Annotated in this window: 16 protein-coding genes and 1 pseudogene; 12 read left to right on the forward strand and 5 right to left on the reverse strand. The window is 60.6% G+C overall.

The window, feature by feature from the left end:
* The first annotated feature begins 3 nt into the window (after positions 1 to 3).
* From SIB83_RS08330 to SIB83_RS08355, 6 genes and pseudogenes are all read left to right on the forward strand, one after another.
* Positions 4 to 771 (forward strand): ribonuclease H family protein, encoded by a 768-nt coding sequence (locus SIB83_RS08330; RefSeq protein ID WP_413745536.1) that lies wholly within the window; start codon positions 4 to 6, stop codon positions 769 to 771.
* A 14-nt stretch (positions 772 to 785) separates the two neighbouring features.
* Entirely contained in the window at positions 786 to 1964 is a 1179-nt protein-coding gene (locus SIB83_RS08335; protein ID WP_413404962.1) for a quinone-dependent dihydroorotate dehydrogenase, read from the forward strand.
* Between the two features lie 50 nt (positions 1965 to 2014).
* Positions 2015 to 2902: a hypothetical protein gene (locus SIB83_RS08340; protein ID WP_413745537.1), complete on the forward strand. Its 888-nt coding sequence runs from the start codon at positions 2015 to 2017 to the stop codon at positions 2900 to 2902.
* Positions 2895 to 3599, forward strand: coding sequence for a PilN domain-containing protein (locus SIB83_RS08345; RefSeq protein WP_413745538.1), 705 nt, complete (start codon positions 2895 to 2897; stop codon positions 3597 to 3599). The genes SIB83_RS08340 and SIB83_RS08345 overlap by 8 nt, the downstream gene beginning before the upstream one ends.
* On the forward strand, positions 3596 to 4357 hold the full coding sequence (locus tag SIB83_RS08350; RefSeq protein ID WP_413404968.1) for a hypothetical protein: 762 nt from the start codon (positions 3596 to 3598) through the stop codon (positions 4355 to 4357). Before SIB83_RS08345 ends, SIB83_RS08350 begins: the two co-directional genes overlap by 4 nt.
* 102 nt (positions 4358 to 4459) lie before the next feature.
* Positions 4460 to 6796 (forward strand): annotated as a pseudogene (locus tag SIB83_RS08355) (type II secretion system protein GspD).
* A gap of 12 nt (positions 6797 to 6808) precedes the next feature.
* On the opposite strand, the gene SIB83_RS08360 reads toward SIB83_RS08355, so the two are convergent.
* Positions 6809 to 7645 carry a pentapeptide repeat-containing protein gene (locus SIB83_RS08360; RefSeq protein WP_413745539.1) on the reverse strand — a complete coding sequence of 279 codons (837 nt, stop codon included), beginning with the start codon at positions 7643 to 7645 and terminating at the stop codon, positions 6809 to 6811.
* A 95-nt stretch (positions 7646 to 7740) separates the two neighbouring features.
* Between SIB83_RS08360 and SIB83_RS08365 the strand changes: the two genes are divergently transcribed.
* Positions 7741 to 8835, forward strand: a complete 1095-nt coding sequence (locus SIB83_RS08365; RefSeq protein ID WP_413745540.1) for a pyridoxal phosphate-dependent aminotransferase — start codon at positions 7741 to 7743, stop codon at positions 8833 to 8835.
* A 9-nt stretch (positions 8836 to 8844) separates the two neighbouring features.
* Here SIB83_RS08365 and SIB83_RS08370 read toward each other — a convergent pair whose 3' ends face one another.
* Positions 8845 to 9921 (reverse strand): UDP-N-acetylglucosamine--N-acetylmuramyl-(pentapeptide) pyrophosphoryl-undecaprenol N-acetylglucosamine transferase, encoded by a 1077-nt coding sequence (locus tag SIB83_RS08370; RefSeq protein WP_413745541.1) that lies wholly within the window; start codon positions 9919 to 9921, stop codon positions 8845 to 8847.
* A 54-nt stretch (positions 9922 to 9975) separates the two neighbouring features.
* On the opposite strand from SIB83_RS08370, the gene SIB83_RS08375 reads away from it, so the two are divergent.
* Positions 9976 to 10725 (forward strand): hypothetical protein, encoded by a 750-nt coding sequence (locus SIB83_RS08375; protein WP_413404976.1) that lies wholly within the window; start codon positions 9976 to 9978, stop codon positions 10723 to 10725.
* Here SIB83_RS08375 and SIB83_RS08380 read toward each other — a convergent pair.
* A complete protein-coding gene (locus SIB83_RS08380; protein ID WP_413745542.1) occupies positions 10715 to 11632 on the reverse strand; it encodes an NAD(P)-dependent oxidoreductase in 918 nt (305 codons plus the stop codon). The genes SIB83_RS08375 and SIB83_RS08380 overlap by 11 nt on opposite strands.
* 51 nt (positions 11633 to 11683) lie before the next feature.
* On the opposite strand from SIB83_RS08380, the gene SIB83_RS08385 reads away from it, so the two are divergent.
* On the forward strand, positions 11684 to 12115 hold the full coding sequence (locus SIB83_RS08385) for a hypothetical protein (protein WP_413745543.1): 432 nt from the start codon (positions 11684 to 11686) through the stop codon (positions 12113 to 12115).
* A 31-nt stretch (positions 12116 to 12146) separates the two neighbouring features.
* Here SIB83_RS08385 and SIB83_RS08390 read toward each other — a convergent pair whose 3' ends face one another.
* Entirely contained in the window at positions 12147 to 13352 is a 1206-nt protein-coding gene (locus SIB83_RS08390) for a phosphoglycerate kinase (protein WP_413745544.1), read from the reverse strand.
* Positions 13353 to 13453: 101 nt separating this feature from the next.
* Between SIB83_RS08390 and SIB83_RS08395 the strand changes: the two genes are divergently transcribed.
* From SIB83_RS08395 to SIB83_RS08405, 3 genes are read left to right on the forward strand one after another with little or no spacing between them, the layout of a single operon-like run.
* Positions 13454 to 13837, forward strand: a complete 384-nt coding sequence (locus SIB83_RS08395; RefSeq protein WP_413406241.1) for a universal stress protein — start codon at positions 13454 to 13456, stop codon at positions 13835 to 13837.
* Positions 13834 to 14700: a ribosome biogenesis GTPase YlqF gene (gene ylqF / locus SIB83_RS08400; RefSeq protein ID WP_413745545.1), complete on the forward strand. Its 867-nt coding sequence runs from the start codon at positions 13834 to 13836 to the stop codon at positions 14698 to 14700. The genes SIB83_RS08395 and ylqF overlap by 4 nt, the downstream gene beginning before the upstream one ends.
* The gene (locus tag SIB83_RS08405; RefSeq protein WP_413745546.1) at positions 14697 to 15689 is read left to right on the forward strand and encodes an RluA family pseudouridine synthase; all 993 of its coding nucleotides are present in this window, start codon (positions 14697 to 14699) and stop codon (positions 15687 to 15689) included. The genes ylqF and SIB83_RS08405 overlap by 4 nt, the downstream gene beginning before the upstream one ends.
* Before the next feature lie 169 nt (positions 15690 to 15858).
* On the opposite strand, the gene SIB83_RS08410 is transcribed toward SIB83_RS08405, so the two are convergent.
* The gene (locus SIB83_RS08410) at positions 15859 to 16845 is read right to left on the reverse strand and encodes a transporter substrate-binding domain-containing protein (protein WP_413745547.1); all 987 of its coding nucleotides are present in this window, start codon (positions 16843 to 16845) and stop codon (positions 15859 to 15861) included.
* Positions 16846 to 16976 lie beyond the last annotated feature (131 nt).

Consider the following 16976-nt stretch of genomic DNA (forward strand, 5'->3'; position numbering starts at 1 on the left):
CCAATGGCTGAGTCTGATCAGAGAGGCCGGGTTGTGGCGGCTGCCACCGATGGAGCCTGCAGCGGTAATCCCGGTCCAGGGGGCTGGGGAGCCCTGATCCGTTTTGAGGACGGCAGTGTGGAGGAGTTCGGAGGCGCTGACCCCGCCACCACCAACAACCGCATGGAGCTTCAGGCGGCGCTTGCGATGCTTGAAAGGCTGGCCGAGCTGCCTCGTCATCCCGATCTCACCCTGCGGACCGACAGCAAATACCTGATCGATGGTCTGGGGTCCTGGATGGCGGGATGGAAACGCAAGGGTTGGAAAACCGCTGCGGGTAAACCAGTGCTCAATCAGGACCTCTGGCAGGCCCTCGACGCTGCGCGCTTGTCCGATGTGCCGCTCACCTATGTGAAAGGACACAGCGGAGACCCAGATAACGATCGGGTGGATCAAATCGCCGTGGCTTTCTCGAAGGGGACCTCGCCACAGCTGGGTCGAGCCTCTCAATCTGCTCCTTCAAAGGCCGGGAACTTCGCAGATGGTTCTCTGGAGCAGGCAGACGATGTCGCCCCGGAATCGTTGCAGCAGCTGCTCACCCGGCTGGAGCTGGCTGATCGTCTTGCTGCTGGTGGATATGCCCTGTCGTTGGTCGAACTGGCTCAGCTGGTGGAGCAACCACTGACCCGTCTGGCTGAGCGTCAACAGGCATGGTGCTGGCGCGACTGGATGGTTGAACCGGCGGAAGGCGACTGCTGGAGGCTGCGCCGCGCCGAGGCAGGATCGAGATAGATCGAGGAACCCAGATGACCCAGCCGTCATCGTCCGGGGTGATGTCCACCGCAGGTTTCTATCGGCGCTGGCTTGGACCAGTGCTCGCCAAGGATGAAGGAGTGGATGCTGAACAGCTCAGCCGTACGGCCCTGCAGGCGCTTGGACAGCTCAGTCTTCGCCGGCAGTGGCCGGGTCTGTCCGGTGTGCTGAATGGTGTGGCCGCTGAGCTGACGCGCCGGGATCTGCGCCTGGAGCAGGTGTTGTTTGGATGTCGTTTCAGCAATCCCCTTGGCCTTGCAGCCGGTTTCGACAAAAACGGAGTTGCCGCCGGGGTCTGGGATCGTTTTGGTTTCGGGTTTGCCGAAGTCGGCACCGTCACCTGGCATGGCCAGCCCGGCAACCCACGGCCGCGGCTGTTTCGCCTGGCCCAGGAACGTGCGGCGCTCAACCGCATGGGTTTCAACAACAAAGGTGCTGAGGAGCTGCGCCGCACTCTCGAGAGACAGGCCCTGCCGCCTCGCGGTCAGCGGCCAGCCGTGCTGGGGATCAATCTTGGTAAATCGAAGGTGACGCCATTGGAGCTGGCCTCCGATGACTATGCCTCCTCGTTGGAACTGCTGGCGCCACTGGCCGACTATGCGGTGATCAATGTCAGTTCGCCGAACACGCCTGGTCTGCGCGATCTGCAGGATGCCACTCAGCTGCGTCGACTGGTGGAACGCTTGCGCAGGCTGCCGGGCTGCCCGCCCCTGCTGGTGAAGATCGCACCTGATCTTGAAGATGACGCCATCGATGGCATCGCCCGCCTGGCCTATCAGGAGGGGCTTGCCGGTGTCATCGCTGTCAACACCAGCCTCGATCGCCTTGGGCTCGGGCAGAGGGTGCTGAGTCAGACCGGCCGCAGCCTTGCTGAGGAGGCGGGCGGCCTCAGCGGTGATCCGTTGAGAAAACGGGCTTTGGAGGTGCTCCGGCGCTTGCGCGCCACCGCCGGCCCTGCTCTGCCGCTCGTGGGGGTTGGTGGCATCAGTACGCCAGAGGCCGCCTGGGAGCGAATCGCCGCTGGAGCATCTCTGGTTCAGCTCTACACCGGTTGGATTTTTGAGGGGCCTGATCTGGTGCCCCGTGTGCTGGAAGGGCTGATGAACCAGCTGGATCGTCATGGGATCCGTCACATCAGTGAAGCGGTTGGTAGCGGCGCCCCCTGGCACTAGTCGATACCCTTCTTTGAGAGTCGCAGTACCCACTGGTCTGGAGTTGCATCGTGGGGCTGGCTGAACTGCGTGACCGTTTCCCCGTCCTGGATACCTGTCTGGTGCAGGTTCAGGCTCTGCTGGATCCACGCCGGGTGTTGCTTGCGCCGGAGGATCAGGCACTCCATCTGGCCTGGCGGACGCAGGATCGTTTGGAGATGGCCACCATCGATTTGCCGCCGGATCTGTGTCGCTCCGGCCAGCCCCTCAATCACCAGGTGCTTGGAGAGACGATCGCTGACCTGCTGCTTGAGAAAGGATTCAGCCTTCCCCAGGTGGACATTGAGCTGTTGCTGCCGCTTTCCAGCTGCGAGTGGCGTTTGCTTGAGGGAGCCGCAGCGACTGCGCTGAGCTGTGGCGATGACCTGCGGGTGCTGCAGCCTGAACTCGTCTGGTCATTGAGTTTGCAGGACTGTTACCTGGATATCCTCACCCTGCCGCAAAGCGATTCGGCTCTGGTGGTGGGAACCGAACGGCAGCTTCTGCAGGCCTGGGTCGACACATTGCAAGAGGCCGATCTGCCATTGCGCCGTGCTGAATGGCTGTTGTCAGCGGCTTGGCGTGGCTTGTTCGACGGCCACGCTGGAGCGGATCAGCGACTGGTCTGGTTGGTGGAGCAGCAGGGGCGATGGCGTTTGTTATTGCTGCGCAACGGTTTCCCTGAGGTTGATCTCAGCCTGCAGGCCTTGGAGTACCCGGCACTCAGGGAAGAGGTGCTGGGGCTGGTTGAAGCCTGGGACCCTGCGGATTCTTTGGGATGGTGGGTCACCGCTTCAAGCCAGTGGCAGGGTGGCTGGGCTGCAGAGCATGATCCTCGGCTCGGGCCTCTGCGCTCCGACGCCGAAATGTCGTTGCTCGATCTGGCTCTGATCGCACCTCGGGGGACTGGCGATGCCTGATCGACTGGATGGGCAGGGGCTGCCGGATCTGCTGCGAGAGCGCCGGAGCGAGCTTGGGTTGCCGGATGATTCAGGCCCATGCAAACCCGCAGGTCCGCTGTTGTTGCGCGGGTCTTTGATCGCTGGGGCGGCGTTGCTTTTGTCGGTTGGCTCGATCGTTGTGATGGGTGGGATCGAGATGCAGCAGCAGCAGTTGCAGACACTGTTGCCATTCGAGCAGCGGGTCCGATCGATTGAAGGGCGTTTGCGCACTGCCAAGCAACGGCTGGCCAAGGTGCGTCAGGACAATCTCTTGATCACTGAGCAGTTGGTGAATGGTCAGGCCGGCTCGCCCCTGCTTGAGCAGTTGAGTCGGGTCGTTCCAGCAGGCATGCAGCTCCAGGACTTGGCCGTTCAGAACGACCAGATCACAATTTCCGGGAAGGTCGGTCTTGGCGGCACGCCAGGACCGTTGGAGAGGGTTAACGCTTTTGCACTTGCATTGGAGAGGTTGTCGATCTCCCGCCGCAATGGTGTCAAGGTGCTGAAGCTCAGCCGTGATGAGGGTGATGACGGCGAGACTCCTTCGGTGAACTTCAGCCTCGACTGGTCGCTCGATCCTATGGCCAGACCCTCCATTCAGCAGTTGCAGCAGCTCGGTGCGTCAGGCCTTGTCAAGCGTTATCGCCTGCTGGCGCAACAGGGGGTTGCTCCTTGACCAATCTCAGCCCTGATCGTCCGGCCTGGCGGCAGCAAATCACCAGAGAGCGCCTGTTGGTGGCTGCCCCTGGGCTGCTGGGTCTGGCGCTTGCAGCGGGTGTGTTCGTCGCATTTGGATTGCCGGTCTTGGAACGGATTGACCGGCAGCGCCAGCGTCTGGTGGAGCTGGAAGGCAAGCGCGACACGATCCCTCTTCTGGAGGCCCAGTTCGTCAAGAGCGAACAAGCTCTGGCTGAGGTGATGCAGCAGCAGGCTCTGCTGGTGGACCTTGTGGCTGGCCGTGGACAGATTCAGACGTTTCTGGCGCAGCTGAGTCGCATCTCTTCCGCCAGCGGAGTGGTGATTAGTTCGTATGAACCTGACACAGACAGTGCACCGGAGGCCTCGGACTCCGGCAGCAACCAGGATCAGCAGACCAAGGGTGATGAGAGGCCTTCAGCAAGCGGTGATCCGCTCAAGACTCTGGGATACGAGAAAAGCTCGGTATTACTGCAGGTGGTTGGGCCTTATCAGGGGCTATTGCAGTTCCTGAGGCGGATGGAGCTGCTTGAGCTTCAGGTGCAGCCCAGTGATCTTGAGCTCACCGCTGTTGAAGCTCCTGACGAGGCTGAGGATCAGCCGGTGAACATCGGGCCGCCCCGAACACGTTTGAAGCTGAGGCTGACCTTCTTTGATCAGGCGCCGAAAGTTGACAACGCATCCGGTCGCGATGAAGGCACTGCTGGAATGAGGGATGGGGCTCAACCTCCTTCGTAAGCAGCAGTTCTCAACAGCTGTCTTCAGCAGTTGCTCAAGGGCTGGCCCATGAAGAATCTGATCGATACCATCCGCCCGTGTTGATGGGGTCCAGGCCCGGGTATGCCGTTCACCCCTTCCCGACTCACAGCGCTTTTGCTTGTCGCTGGTGTTGCAGCAGCTGAGGTTGGCCTGCTTGATGTAGCTGTTCGATCAGGTTCCAGGACGGCACTGGCTCAGGGGACTATTTCCCTGGGCATGAGACGAGGTGATGGCGTAGTGGAGGTGGTGATCAAGGGGGTTGGTGCACGACCGGTGTTGCAGCAACGCCTCAATGGCCAGGTGTGGGAAGGCAGGTTGCAGACGCAGGACACTCCCGAATTGAGCGGTGGACGCAATCAGTTGTCTGATCCTGCTTCGGGTTTGAAGCGGGTGACCATCAAGGGGTAGGGTAATGCCTATCAACTTGAGGTGGTTCCCCAACCGGGAATGAGGTTGCAGGAGCCTGTGGTGAGTGCCGATGGCCGCAATTTGGTCCTGCAGTTTCCTGGTCTTGTGGCGGGCCCGACCCTGCAGACCGGACGATTGGATCTGAATATGCCGGGAGTGGTTCCTCAGGCTCGCTATGCCCCATCCCTGCGTCCAAGGGCTGTGGCTCCACCGCTCGGCGATATGGCCGTGGGAACGATGGTGCTTCAGAACCGAAGCTTTGTGAATGTCACTGGTCCGCCGGTGACCCTCACCTTGAACAATGCACCTGCCAAGGATGCGCTGATGGCACTGGCTCGATTAGGGGGCTATGGCTTTGTGTTCGTTTCTGATCCCGCTGCCGTTAGCGGTATGGGTGCCTCCGGCGTTCAAGAGGGTCCTCAGGGAGGCACTGTTTCGATGGTTTTCCAGAACGAAAGTTATGCGCGTGCTCTGAATGGAGTGCTAATGGCCTCTGGGTTGCAGGGCAAATTGGATGGCCGCACTTTGCTAGTGGGCAAGGCAGCTGCGACCAAAACCTTTGGACCGCAGATGTCGAAGGTGATTCGGCTGAATCAGGTGAGTGCCCGCTCCGCCGCGGAGTATCTGGGAAATCTCGGAGCCACATTCAATCTGACGAATACGATCACAACCACAACGGGTGAGCCTGCATCTTCGGGGACAGCGCAGCTTAGCAATCAGACATCACAGACCAATTCCACACTCTTGGAGAGTGAAAGTTTCGGTGCCTCCACTGGACCTCTGAGGGGCCTCATTGTCACGACTGATTCACGCCTTTCGACAGTGACGTTGGTCGGCGACTCTCAGTTGGTTGCGATTGCTGAAGGCTATCTGAAACAGATTGATTTGCGCCAGAGGCAGGTTGCATTGAACGTCAAGATATTGGATATAACACTGACAAACGATTCTCAAATCAACAACAGCTTCGCCTTCCGCTCCGGCAACGCGTTCATTGTTAGCGAAAACGGCCAATTGCTGGCTAATTTTGGGGCCTATAAGCCGCCTGGCAGTGAGCAAGGTGGCTTGCCAGGGCGATATAACGCTCAGGAAGGCACAACCCCGATTCCTGGCACGGGAGCCTTGTCGGGAGGTGCTGGATTTATCGACAGACCGACTTCTTCATATCCGTTGCCTAGTTCAACCACGCGTGTCGGTCCTGATGGGGCTCCCCTGGTGGGACCTTACCGCCCTGATTTTGGAACATTCGATAATCCCTTGCAGCCTGGAGTCAGTGAAGTTGGTGAGGAAGGCCGGATCACTTATGAGCCTCCTACGCGATTTCAGTATCCGGTCAATCAGTTTTTTGATTTCCTGGCGGCTCAAATTCAGTCGACGTCAACCAAAATTTTGGCGAGTCCTACGTTGATTATCCAGGAAGGGTCTGAAGTCACGCAAGGCTCCGACGATTCGAAGATTTCTGCTGATGGCAAGGTTGGGCGGGAGCGCTCTAACGAAGCCCTGGTTTCTGTGGGTAGGAAGCTTGTGACTTCTTTTGAGGTGAAACAGGACGTCAATGGCAATAATTTCTGCCAGCCTGTCTTCAGTAATGCTGGTCTGACGTTTGGTGCCAGGGTGGAGAAAATTGACGACAATGGATTTGTCACTTTTTCTTTATCTCCTGAAATTTCGGCTGAAGTTGGCAACCCTCAGGCGGTTGCTAATTGCGGGAATATCAATATTATTAATAGTCGAACACTTGATACTGGGAATATACGGGTCCGGGACGGGCAGACACTTATTCTCACAGGCGTAATTTCTGATAATGATGTTCAGGCGGTCACGAAATGGCCCATCCTTGGAGACATCCCGTTCATTGGACAGTTTTTTCGGAGCTCCAATGGCGATCGTTCAAAAAATGAACTCGTCATTCTGGTGACGCCGCGCATCATCGATGACACTCAGGGAGGAAGTTATGGCTATGGCTACCGCCCCAGCCTCCCGGCTGCTCGGCAGATCATGAGCGGCTCCTGAGCGGGGGGCGGCCTAGAAACCCAGCCCCATTGGAACCAGGGCTTTGGCTGCAATCGGCGCCAGCATCCGCAGTCCGGCCATGGCGCCCTGCAAGAGTTGGCCGCCCATCCCTTTCCCTTCGTTTGATGCGTTGCTCTCGAAGCGTCGCTTGTTCACCGACTTGGCAGTAGCTGTCAGCTGGTTCGCCCAGTCTTCGGATCCTTGGGCTTGATATAACGACGCCGCGTAGCGGAAATCGGAGGCGGCCAGGTCGTCTTTGGCCTGTTCGCTGCGGCTGATGCCCCGGGCCACCCAGCTGAGGGGTTCGGCCGGATCACTGCGGATCGCATTGCTGAACAGCTGCTCAGCGGCTGACCAGCGGCCGGCCTGGAACGCCTCCACGCCTGCGTTATGCAGGGCTGCATGGCTACGGATGCCAATACTGATTCCACTGGCCCCCTGCCAGTGGGCTTCATCCAGGGCATTGGGAGTCAGCTGCGCACCGGTCAGATCCGCATCGCGCAGATCTGTTCCGTACAGCCGAGTCCCCGTGAGGTTGGCCCCTCGCAGCGAGGCGCCGCGCAGGCTGGTGAAGCTGAGATCGGCACCGCTGAGGTCAGCGCCATCCAGCTGAGCCTGTCCCAGATTGGCCCGCATCAGCTTCGCGTCGCTGAGGTCAGCATCACGCAGGTCAGCGTGAACTAAATCGGCATCCGCCAGTCGGCAGCCGCTGCAGCTTCGCTCCTGCAGCACCTGAATCAGCGCATCACTGGCCCTGGCTTGGCTGCTGGCCATACCCAGCACAGCGCTCAGCATCACAACCTGAGAGAGCTTGCCGATGCTGGCCAGGGCGCATTGGGTGTTGTTCATGGGCCGCAGCTCTGCGCTGCCTGGTTGTATCGGTCTCCGCTGCCGTCGTCGAGAGCGACTGGGCAGGATGGTGTGGTGTGTCGCCTGCGTTGATCTTGAGCAGCGGCCTTCCACCGCATGGAGGCAATCTCATCCAGGAGGCCTCACGCCTAGGCCTCAGCCCGTCGCAGCTCCTGGATGCCAGCGCTTCGCTGGTGCCTTTTCGACCCCCACGGGTGCTCCGGCGTGCGTTGAAGCAGGCGATCGCGGGGAGTGCTTTGCGCGACTACCCCGACCGTGACCAGCGAGAACTGCGCCAGGTGATTGCGCGTTGGCATGGTCTCCAGCCGGAGGCGGTGCTGCCTGGCAACGGTGCGGCGGAACTGTTCACCTGGGCGGCACGGGATGCGTCTGTATGTGGTGTCAGTGGCCTGCCTGATCCGGGCTTTGCGGACTATCGCCGTGCTCTCGGTTGTTGGGATGGTGCTTTCTGCAGCCTGCCTCTCAACCTGAGCTGGAGCGCAACCTGGCCGCAGCCCTGGCCCTTTCAGCGAGAGCTGGATCCATGTTTTCAGGTGCTCTGGATCACCAATCCCCACAATCCCACCGGACAGCTCTGGAGCCGCTCCTCCCTTGCGCCGTTGCTGGATCACTACTCACTGGTGATTTGCGATGAAGCCTTCCTGCCACTCGTACCGGGTGGAGAAGCGCAGTCGCTGCTGCCGCTGGTGACGACCTGCCCCAATCTTGTGGTGATCCGCAGTCTCACCAAGCTGCTGGCGATCGCAGGACTGCGTCTGGGCTATGCCGTGGCCTCACCGGAGCGTCTGAAGCGCTGGCAGCGATGGCGTGATCCCTGGCCTGTGAATGGCCTGGCGCTGGCTGCCGGTCGATCGGTGTTCGGTGATCAGACCGCAATGAACCGTTGGTTGCAGCGGGTGCAGGCCTGGGTCGATCAGGAGGGGACCTGGTTGCATCAGCAGCTGCTCTCATTGCCTGAACTGACTCCCATGCCGTCAAGCGCCAACTATCTGCTGTTACGGGGTCATGGCTCACTGCTGGATCTGCGTGAGCGTGTGGCCCGCCGTCGGGTGCTTCTGCGCGACTGTCGCTCATTTAAAGGGCTGGGGGAGACCTGGCTGCGCATCGGTCTGCAGGATCGCCGCGGCAATCGACGCATCCTCAGAGCCCTGAAGCAGGAGGTGCGCTGATTCGAAGCATCAGCGCACCAGTGATTGCAGCAGTGAGGCCAGCAGCTGGTCAGCGTCGTGAACTGCCAGCTGGTGCATGGCCTGCTTCATCGCCGGCAGTGGATTGTCTGCAGAGGACTTGCCGCCAAGCCTGGGACCAAGCAGTCGCCAGAGCGTGTCGCGGAGAGTGGGATGGTTAGGGTCATGCTGGTGCACGATCACAGCAGCACCCAGAGCTGCGGCACAGGCGGCATTGGCATCCTGGTGACGGTCTGCGGCCTGCGGAAAAGGCACCAGCACTGAAGGAGTGCCGCTTACGGCGAGTTCGCTCAGGCTGCCGGCTCCTGCCCTGCTGACCGCCAGATCGGCGTGTTGCAGCAAGCCTGGGATGTCGTCGCTGAAGGGCCGTTCCACAAGGGCGGTGTGCTCGATGCTGTTCACATCCGGGTCGTTGTTGCCGGTCAGATGCACCACCCTGCAGCCCTTGCTCAGCAGTTCCGGCAGCAGAACGCGCACCATGCGGTTGAGACCGAGAGCTCCCTGGCTGCCGCCCATCACCAGCAGTAGCGGTCCTTCGCCCTTCGGTGCCCAGTGCGGCAGAGGCTGGGGCTGAAGAAAGGCTTCTCGTACAGGAGTGCCGGTGACCACCGCCGTGCAGCCGGGTATGCGACCTGCAGCCGCATCCAGGCCCACGGCCACGCGAGTGCAGAAGCGGCCCAGCAGCCTGGTGACCCGACCGGGAATGGCGTTGGATTCGTGGAGCACAACTGGAACACCGCACCACCGGGCTCCAAGAATGGCCGGCGCGGCGATGTAACCCCCCGTGGTGAACACCGCATCGATCTTTTCTCTCCTGATCAGCCTGCGCACGTCGCGACTGGCACCCAGAAGCCGCATCAACTGGATGAGCTTGCGCAGGCCTCGGCCCTGCAGACCTCCTGCTTTAACGGTCACCAGGCCGTACTTTTCAGGCACCAAAGTCGTTTCCAGACGATCTGGAACACCCAGCCAGCGCACGCTCCAGTCGGTTGGAAGCGCTTCCGCCACCGACAGCGCTGGAAACAGATGGCCGCCGGTGCCGCTGGCGGCGATGAGAAGCCGGGGCATGGGAGCAGACCACGAAAGCGCGGCCTAACTTAGTTCGACTGTTGAGGCTGATTCATGGTTCCGCTCCTGCGAGCCTCTTTGATCTCTTTGCTCTCGGGCGCGGCGGTGATCAGCACCCTGCCGGTACCGGCGGCCAGAGGTGATGACTCAGCTCTCAGCACCAGGCTGCAACAGGCTCTCAATGCAGACGATCGTGTTCAGGCTCTGTCGGCCTTGATGGCACCGGATCAGGCCACGACCCTGATCGATCGCTTTCGTCGTTTCGGCAAGCGTTTTCCCGAGACCCGCTGGGCTGTCAGGACAGGACAACCCCTGGCTGATGGGCGTTCCACAGTGAATCTGGCCGTCAGCGGAACCCGTCAGCAGGATGGTCTCAGTTATTCCTTCAAAGCCAGGCAGCGTGTGGCCTTGTCCGTTGAAGGAGGGTTGATCACGGATCAGGAGGTGCTCAGTGATCAGTCGGTGCTCACCAGTGCTCGAAAGCCTTTGCCGATCTCGCTGATGATCCCCGACAGGGTGCTCACCGGCAGCCGTTACGACGTGGATGTGGTGTTGGATCAGCCCCTTGGTAAAGCTTTGCTGGCTGGAGGCCTCACCCCTGTGACGGCCCAGCAGGTGCTGGTTCAGGAGAGCCCGGATGTCCCGCTGGAACCGCTTGGTGGTGGCGGGTTGTTCAAGTCGGTGCAGGCTCCCTTTCAGCCCGGTGTTCAGACCTGGGCGGCCCTGCTGGTGCATCCCGATGGAGTGATCACGGTCAGCAAGCGGGTGCAGGTGGTCGACGACAAGAGCAAGCTCAATCCTTGAACTGCTGAACAGGGTTGGGGTTCGCAGGAAGACTGCGCCGCAGAGCGGAGACATCCGCATCCCCCAGTCCGGCCTCCATCAATGACTGCTCCTGGGCGTACACGGCTTCAGTGATCGGCAGCTTCAGGCCTGTCCGTGAAGCGGCGTTGAGTGCAATGCCCAGATCCTTGTGATGCAGAGCCAGCTTGAAGCCAAGCGGATAGGCGTCGTTGAGCATGGCCTCTGAGCGGTGCTCCAGTGCCCAGGAACCGGCAGCCCCCTGACGCAGTGCATCCACAACCTGCTCCATCGGCAGTTGCAGGTGCTGTCCGAGGGCAACGGCTTCTGCCACCGCGGCATAGCTGCCGGCCACCAGCACCTGATTGATCGCTTTGACTTTCTGGCCACTGCCTACAGCACCAAAATGGTGAATTGAGCCGCCGATCACCTCCAGCACTGGTCGTGCTGTCTCCACTGCCGCAGTTCCTCCGCCGCAGAGCACGGTGAGAGTTCCGGCCTTGGCTCCTTCCGTGCCACCGGTCACGGGAGCATCGATGTAGGAGATGTCTCGTTCAGAGAGACGTTCAGCCATCGCCGTGGCGGTGGACGGGCTGATGGTGGAGCAGTCGATCACCAGGCTGCCCTGCTGCAGAGCGGGTCCAGCGCCCTGCTCACCCCAGAGAACAGCTTCCACGGCGGCATCGTCGCTGACGCAGAGCAGCAGTGCATCGCAGTCGCGCACCGCCGCTGCTGGGTTGTCTGCGGGTGAGCTGCCGGCCAGGCCAGGATCGGATTCCGCTGATCGGCTGCGGGTGTGAACCCGAAGTCGGTAGCCCGCTGCCCGCAGGTTCAGCGCCATCGGTAACCCCAGGGCTCCGAGGCCGATGAAGGCCAGTTGGCTCTCTGGCGTGAGCTCACATCTGGTCATGGTTTGAGGCCATCTGAGTCAGATCCTGGCCCGGCAGCGGTAGCACTCTGAGTGCGTTCACTGTTGACGGTCTTCATGGCGCTCAACAACCGCTGGCGACGGGTACTGCTGATTCCCTGCGTCGCCTTCACAGCTGCTGCCTTGCAGCAAAGCGGCGGATTCGCTGAAGCGGCTCCGGGCCGAAGGATGCCTAAGTCGAATCTCACCGACAGCCAGAAGCAGCGCTTGTTCGAGGCTCGCCGTGACTATGCACTACGCAGCTATGACAAGCGTTTTGCGTTGCTCAAGTCCGGCAGGAGCTGTCTTGAGCGTGCTCAGACCCCTGATGACGGTAAGGCCTGCATGAAGCAACAGCGGCAGGCTCGCCGGCTCTTGATGAAGCAGGGGCGAGAGGTCATGAATGCCGAACGCCGCCGGTTAGGACTCACGCCTCGACGCGATTTTCGGTGGCAAGGGCAAGGGCAAGGGCAAGGGAGGAGTTGAAGCTCCTCCCTTGGATTGGGTCTTGTTGTCTTCAGGCGGCGTCGAGGGCGGAAACGCCAGGCAGCACCTTGCCTTCCAGCAGCTCCAGGCTGGCCCCACCGCCTGTGGAGATGTGCGACATCTTCTCGGCCAGACCAGCTTTCTCCACGGCCGCAACCGAGTCGCCGCCGCCGATGATCGTGCAGCAGCCCTTGCCGCTCAGTTCGGCCAGGGTGGTGGCGATGGCGTTGGTGCCGGCGGCGAATTTGTCGAATTCGAACACGCCCATGGGGCCGTTCCAGATCACGGTCTTGCAGTCCGCCAGTGCGTCCTGGAACACCTTGATGGAGTCAGGACCGATGTCCAGACCCATCCAGCCATCGGGAATCGCATTGATGTCAGCGATCTGGCTGTTGGCGTCGGGAGCGAAGTTGTCGGCCAGCACCACGTCGGTGGGCAGCAGCAGCTGCACACCCTTGGCCTTGGCCTTGGCCTCCAGCTCCTTGGCCAGCTCCAGCTTGTCTTCCTCCACAAGGCTCTTGCCCACTGACAACCCGCGTGCCTTGTAAAAGGTGAAGATCATGCCGCCTCCGATCAGCACCTTGTCGCACTTGTCGATCAGGGCTTCGAGCACGCCGATCTTGGAGCTCACCTTCGAGCCGCCCACAATTGCAGCCAGAGGGCGCTTGGGATTGTCGACGGCACCCTGCAGGTACTGCAGCTCCTTCTCCATCAGGAAGCCGGCCACGGAGGGCTTCAGGAACTTGGTCACGCCTTCGGTGGAAGCGTGAGCGCGGTGGGCAGCACCGAAGGCATCGTTCACGTACACCTCAGCCAGCCCGGCCAGCTTTTCGGCGAAATCTGCTTCGTTCTTCTCCTCTTCCGCAAAGAAGCGCACGTTCTCCAGCAGCACCACGTCACCATCCGCCATCGCGTTGACCTTGGTTTCAGCGTCAGGTCCGATGCAGCTGTCGGTCTTGGAGACAGGCTTGCCGAGCAGTTCGCTCAGACGGGCGGCAACGGGGGTGAGACGCATGGCGTCATTCACCTGACCCTTGGGCCGTCCGAAGTGGGCGGACAGGATCACCTTGGCGCCTTTATCGATCAGATCCTTGACCGTGGGCAGCGCCGCACGGATGCGGGTGTCGTCGGTGATCGCACCGGCATCGTTCAGGGGGACGTTGAAATCGACCCGCACGAGAACACGTTTTCCGCTGAGGTCGGCGCCGGAGAGGCTGGCCAGGGAACGCTTCGCCATGGGGGTTGTGTGGTGCGGTAATAAGACGGTGAGAGATTAACCCGAGTTCTGCAGGCCCGGCGCTAGGACTGGCTTAAGGGCAGAGATGGGAGGGCGTGAGCATGTTCGAGACCGTGCTCTTTCCGATCGATCAGAGCCGTGAGGCTCTTGAGACCGCCGGCAAGGCCCTGGAGCTCGCCCGCACTCACGGCAGCCGTGTGCTGCTGCTGTCGGTGGTGCAGCCTGAGCGGCCGGAGATGCATGACCATGACGCGGTTGCCACCTTGCTGAGCCGGACCCGTGATCGTTTTGAACAGTCGGGTGTGGCCTGCGAGCTGATCGAGCGCGAGGGCAAACCTGCGTTTGTGATCTGTGATGTGGCGGATGAGTTGAATGTGGATGTGATCGTGATGGGAACCAGGGGTGTGAATTTGGAGGCCGAAAGCGGCAGCACAGCTGCACGGGTGATCCAGCTGGCTCCCTGCCCTGTGTTGGTGGTGCCGTGAGTTCCCCGCCGATTCAGTGGTATCCAGGCCACATCGCCAAGGCGGAACAGCAACTCCGTCGCAATCTCGACAAGGTGGATCTGGTGATCGAGGTGCGTGATGCACGCATCCCCCTTGCCACCGGCCATCCCCACCTCAGCCGCTGGATCAAAGGCAAGCAGCACCTGCTGGTGATCAATCGACGCGACATGATCACAGCAGAAGCGCGATCCGCCTGGGAAGCGTGGTTCAAGGCCCAGGGCCAGCGCACGGTCTGGTGTGATGCCAAGGCCGGCACAGGTGTGAAGCAGGTGCAGCAGGCGGCAATTCGTGCCGGCGATCAGCTCAACGAGCGGCGGCGCAACAGGGGCATGCGACCCAGGCCTGTGCGGGCGCTCACCCTGGGCTTTCCCAATGTGGGGAAATCGGCGCTGATCAACCGGCTGGTGAGGCAGAAGGTGGTCGCCAGTGCCCGCCGGGCCGGTGTCACCCGCACCCTGCGCTGGGTGCGCCTTGGTCAGGACATCGACCTTTTGGATGCGCCTGGGGTGTTGCCTCCCAGGCTTGATGACCAGCAGGCGGCGTTGCACCTGGCTCTCTGTGACGACATCGGTCAGGCCGCCTACGACGGTGAACTGGTCGCCCAGGCGTTCCTGCGCTTGCTGATGGGTCTGCATCAGCAGCAGGCTTCCGGCGTGGCGCTGGCTGTGTTGGAAGGGCGCTACGGCACTGCCCTCTCGGGTGAGACCGAAGACCCGGCCCTCTGGCTGCAGGCGGTGGCCCAGCGCCATACTTCTGCAGACACGGCGCGCATGGCTCAGCGTCTGCTCGACGATTTCCGCAAGTCGGCGCTGGGAAGCATCGCCCTGGAGCTGCCGGGATGAGCCCTGCCTGGAGCCGCCCACCGCTGCCGGAGGAGACCTTCACCGATGGGTTCGGCGAGGGAGAGGGGGAGTTGCTCTCGCTCAGCTACCCCAAGCCGCTGCCGATGCGGCTGGACCGCTGGCTGGTCAGTCAGCGCACCGAGCAGAGCCGCGCCCGGATTCAGAAGTTCATCGATGCCGGCTACGTGCGGGTGAACGGCAAGACCGGCAAGGCCAAGATGCCGCTGCGTCAGGGCGATGAAGTGCAGCTGTGGATGCCACCGCCGGAGCCGCTGCCGTACCTGAAGCCCGAGCCGATGGATCTGGATGTTCTCTTTGAGGATGAGCATCTGATCGTGATCAACAAACCGGCCGGTCTCACGGTGCATCCGGCGCCAGGCAACAAAGACGGCACGCTGGTGAACGGATTGCTGCATCACTGTCCTGATCTGCCAGGTATCAGCGGCAAGCTGCGGCCTGGAATTGTGCACCGACTGGACAAGGACACCACCGGCTGCATCGTAATCGCCAAGAGTCAGGAGGCTCTGGTGCGACTGCAGCTTCAGATCCAGAAACGCGTCGCTTCACGCGAGTATCTGGCGGTGGTGCATGGGGTGCCTTCAGGAGACAGCGGCACGATTGTGGGGGCGATCGGCCGTCATCCGGTCGATCGCAAGAGATATGCGGTCGTGAGCGGAGATAACGGACGCCATGCCTGCACGCACTGGAGCCTGGAGGAGCGCCTTGGTGATTATTCGTTGCTGCGCTTCAAGCTTGATACCGGCCGCACCCATCAGATCCGGGTGCATTGCGCGCACATGAATCATCCGGTGCTGGGTGATCCCACGTACAGCCGCTGCCGCAAATTGCCGATTGAACTTCCCGGTCAGGCTCTTCATGCCTTCCAACTTGGATTGGACCATCCCGTTACACGGGAAAGGATGCTGTTTGAAGCTCCGATTCCGGCCGTCTTGGAGAAATTGCTGACGGTGCTTCGGCGCCGTTCCTGACGTCGAATTGCATTTGTTGATCAACAGCTATGCCGCTCAAATAATGACAATAATTGATTCGGCTCGTGGATTATTTATGCCTGAAATTAAATTTTTTTAGGTTGTTTTTGTCTGGTCTCGCTGGATGCGCTGCTGGTCTTGACACTTTCTTATGGATCCGAAAATAGGTTCAAGGATTTATCCAAATACGACTCAATTTGGTATGGCTGCCGTCGTAATAGCTTCTTGCGATGCCGTCATTGATTGCGCGGGAGCGGGGATCGCGGCTGAATTGGTCTGAGATGGCCAAGGCCATGAATAGGGTCATGAGTTTCCCTGAAGCTGGAGTCACCTTCGGTTTTGGAGGCATGCTGTTCAGGGCTGAACGCATTGTCAGCATGTCGTCGAGAATGGCGCTGGCCTCCCCTGCCTGCAGCATGCCGATGCAGGTTTCTGCAACGTCGCAATCCACCGTTTTTGCGCCGTTGCTTTTCAGGATCGACGTCTGGATGTAGCCCGGGGTGGCCGCGAAGGTGTTGATCTTCAGGAGCTCGAAGTTCAGATCCGCCATCTGGTAATCGGTGCTCAAGTTCGTCTGGCTGGTGGCGACTTTCAGAATGAAGGACGTGAAATAGGCTGTGAGCAATACTCTCGCGAACAGTGAGCCGATGGAGATCAGCCGGGTTCGTGATTGTCGCGTGTGGTCGGTGGACAGCAGCAGAGTTTTCTGAAGGATGAAGACCAGTTGGTGTCGTTTTCGCTTGTCGGCAAGATCAGGTCTTTTCCGTTCCACAAACCACACCGGCAGGGCGAAGATGCAGGCGATCAGGCCTAGTCCCAGGAAGATCAGCAGCACCTGTCTTGACAACAGAATGCGCAGCATTTTTATGGCCGTCGGCTCCTGGCTGTCCAGTTTGTAGATCTTCAGGTCGCTGCTGGCTGTTGGAAAAGTGAAATGGAATTGTTTGCTGCGGTTTTCATTGATCAGCACACCGGAAATGGCCAGGTCAGCCTGATTGTTCCGGATGGCTTGCAAGAGTGCTTCGAAGCTTTCCGCCTTGCGGATGCGATAGGGAATCTGGCGTGTTTCGGCGATCATGCGCCACAGGTCGATTTCAAACCCTGCTGGTACTCCTTTGCGGTTCACGGCATAGGGAGGATTGGGAAACCAGATCACGTCGACAGGGTCCTGCTCATCCGTGATCTCGGCATTGGCCTATGGCTGGGGAAGGATGATGCCCGCAGCGCAGCCACAGAGTGTGCTGATACTCAGCAGCAGCATCAACCCGAGCTGTTTGGCTCTCACAG

It is taken from the genome of Synechococcus sp. MIT S9507, from assembly GCF_047304715.1.
GTDB lineage: Bacteria > Cyanobacteriota > Cyanobacteriia > PCC-6307 > Cyanobiaceae > Synechococcus_C.

Excerpts from the sequence above, each read along its gene's own strand:
- SIB83_RS08330 (WP_413745536.1), top strand. The coding sequence starts at position 4 with ATGGCTGAGTCTGATCAGAGAGGCCGGGTTGTGGCGGCTGCCACCGAT.
- SIB83_RS08335 (WP_413404962.1), top strand. The coding sequence starts at position 786 with ATGACCCAGCCGTCATCGTCCGGGGTGATGTCCACCGCAGGTTTCTAT.
- SIB83_RS08345 (WP_413745538.1), top strand. The coding sequence starts at position 2,895 with ATGCCTGATCGACTGGATGGGCAGGGGCTGCCGGATCTGCTGCGAGAG.
- SIB83_RS08360 (WP_413745539.1), bottom strand. The coding sequence starts at position 7,645 with ATGAACAACACCCAATGCGCCCTGGCCAGCATCGGCAAGCTCTCTCAG.
- SIB83_RS08370 (WP_413745541.1), bottom strand. The coding sequence starts at position 9,921 with ATGCCCCGGCTTCTCATCGCCGCCAGCGGCACCGGCGGCCATCTGTTT.
- SIB83_RS08375 (WP_413404976.1), top strand. The coding sequence starts at position 9,976 with ATGGTTCCGCTCCTGCGAGCCTCTTTGATCTCTTTGCTCTCGGGCGCG.
- SIB83_RS08380 (WP_413745542.1), bottom strand. The coding sequence starts at position 11,632 with ATGACCAGATGTGAGCTCACGCCAGAGAGCCAACTGGCCTTCATCGGC.
- SIB83_RS08390 (WP_413745544.1), bottom strand. The coding sequence starts at position 13,352 with ATGGCGAAGCGTTCCCTGGCCAGCCTCTCCGGCGCCGACCTCAGCGGA.
- SIB83_RS08395 (WP_413406241.1), top strand. The coding sequence starts at position 13,454 with ATGTTCGAGACCGTGCTCTTTCCGATCGATCAGAGCCGTGAGGCTCTT.
- SIB83_RS08405 (WP_413745546.1), top strand. The coding sequence starts at position 14,697 with ATGAGCCCTGCCTGGAGCCGCCCACCGCTGCCGGAGGAGACCTTCACC.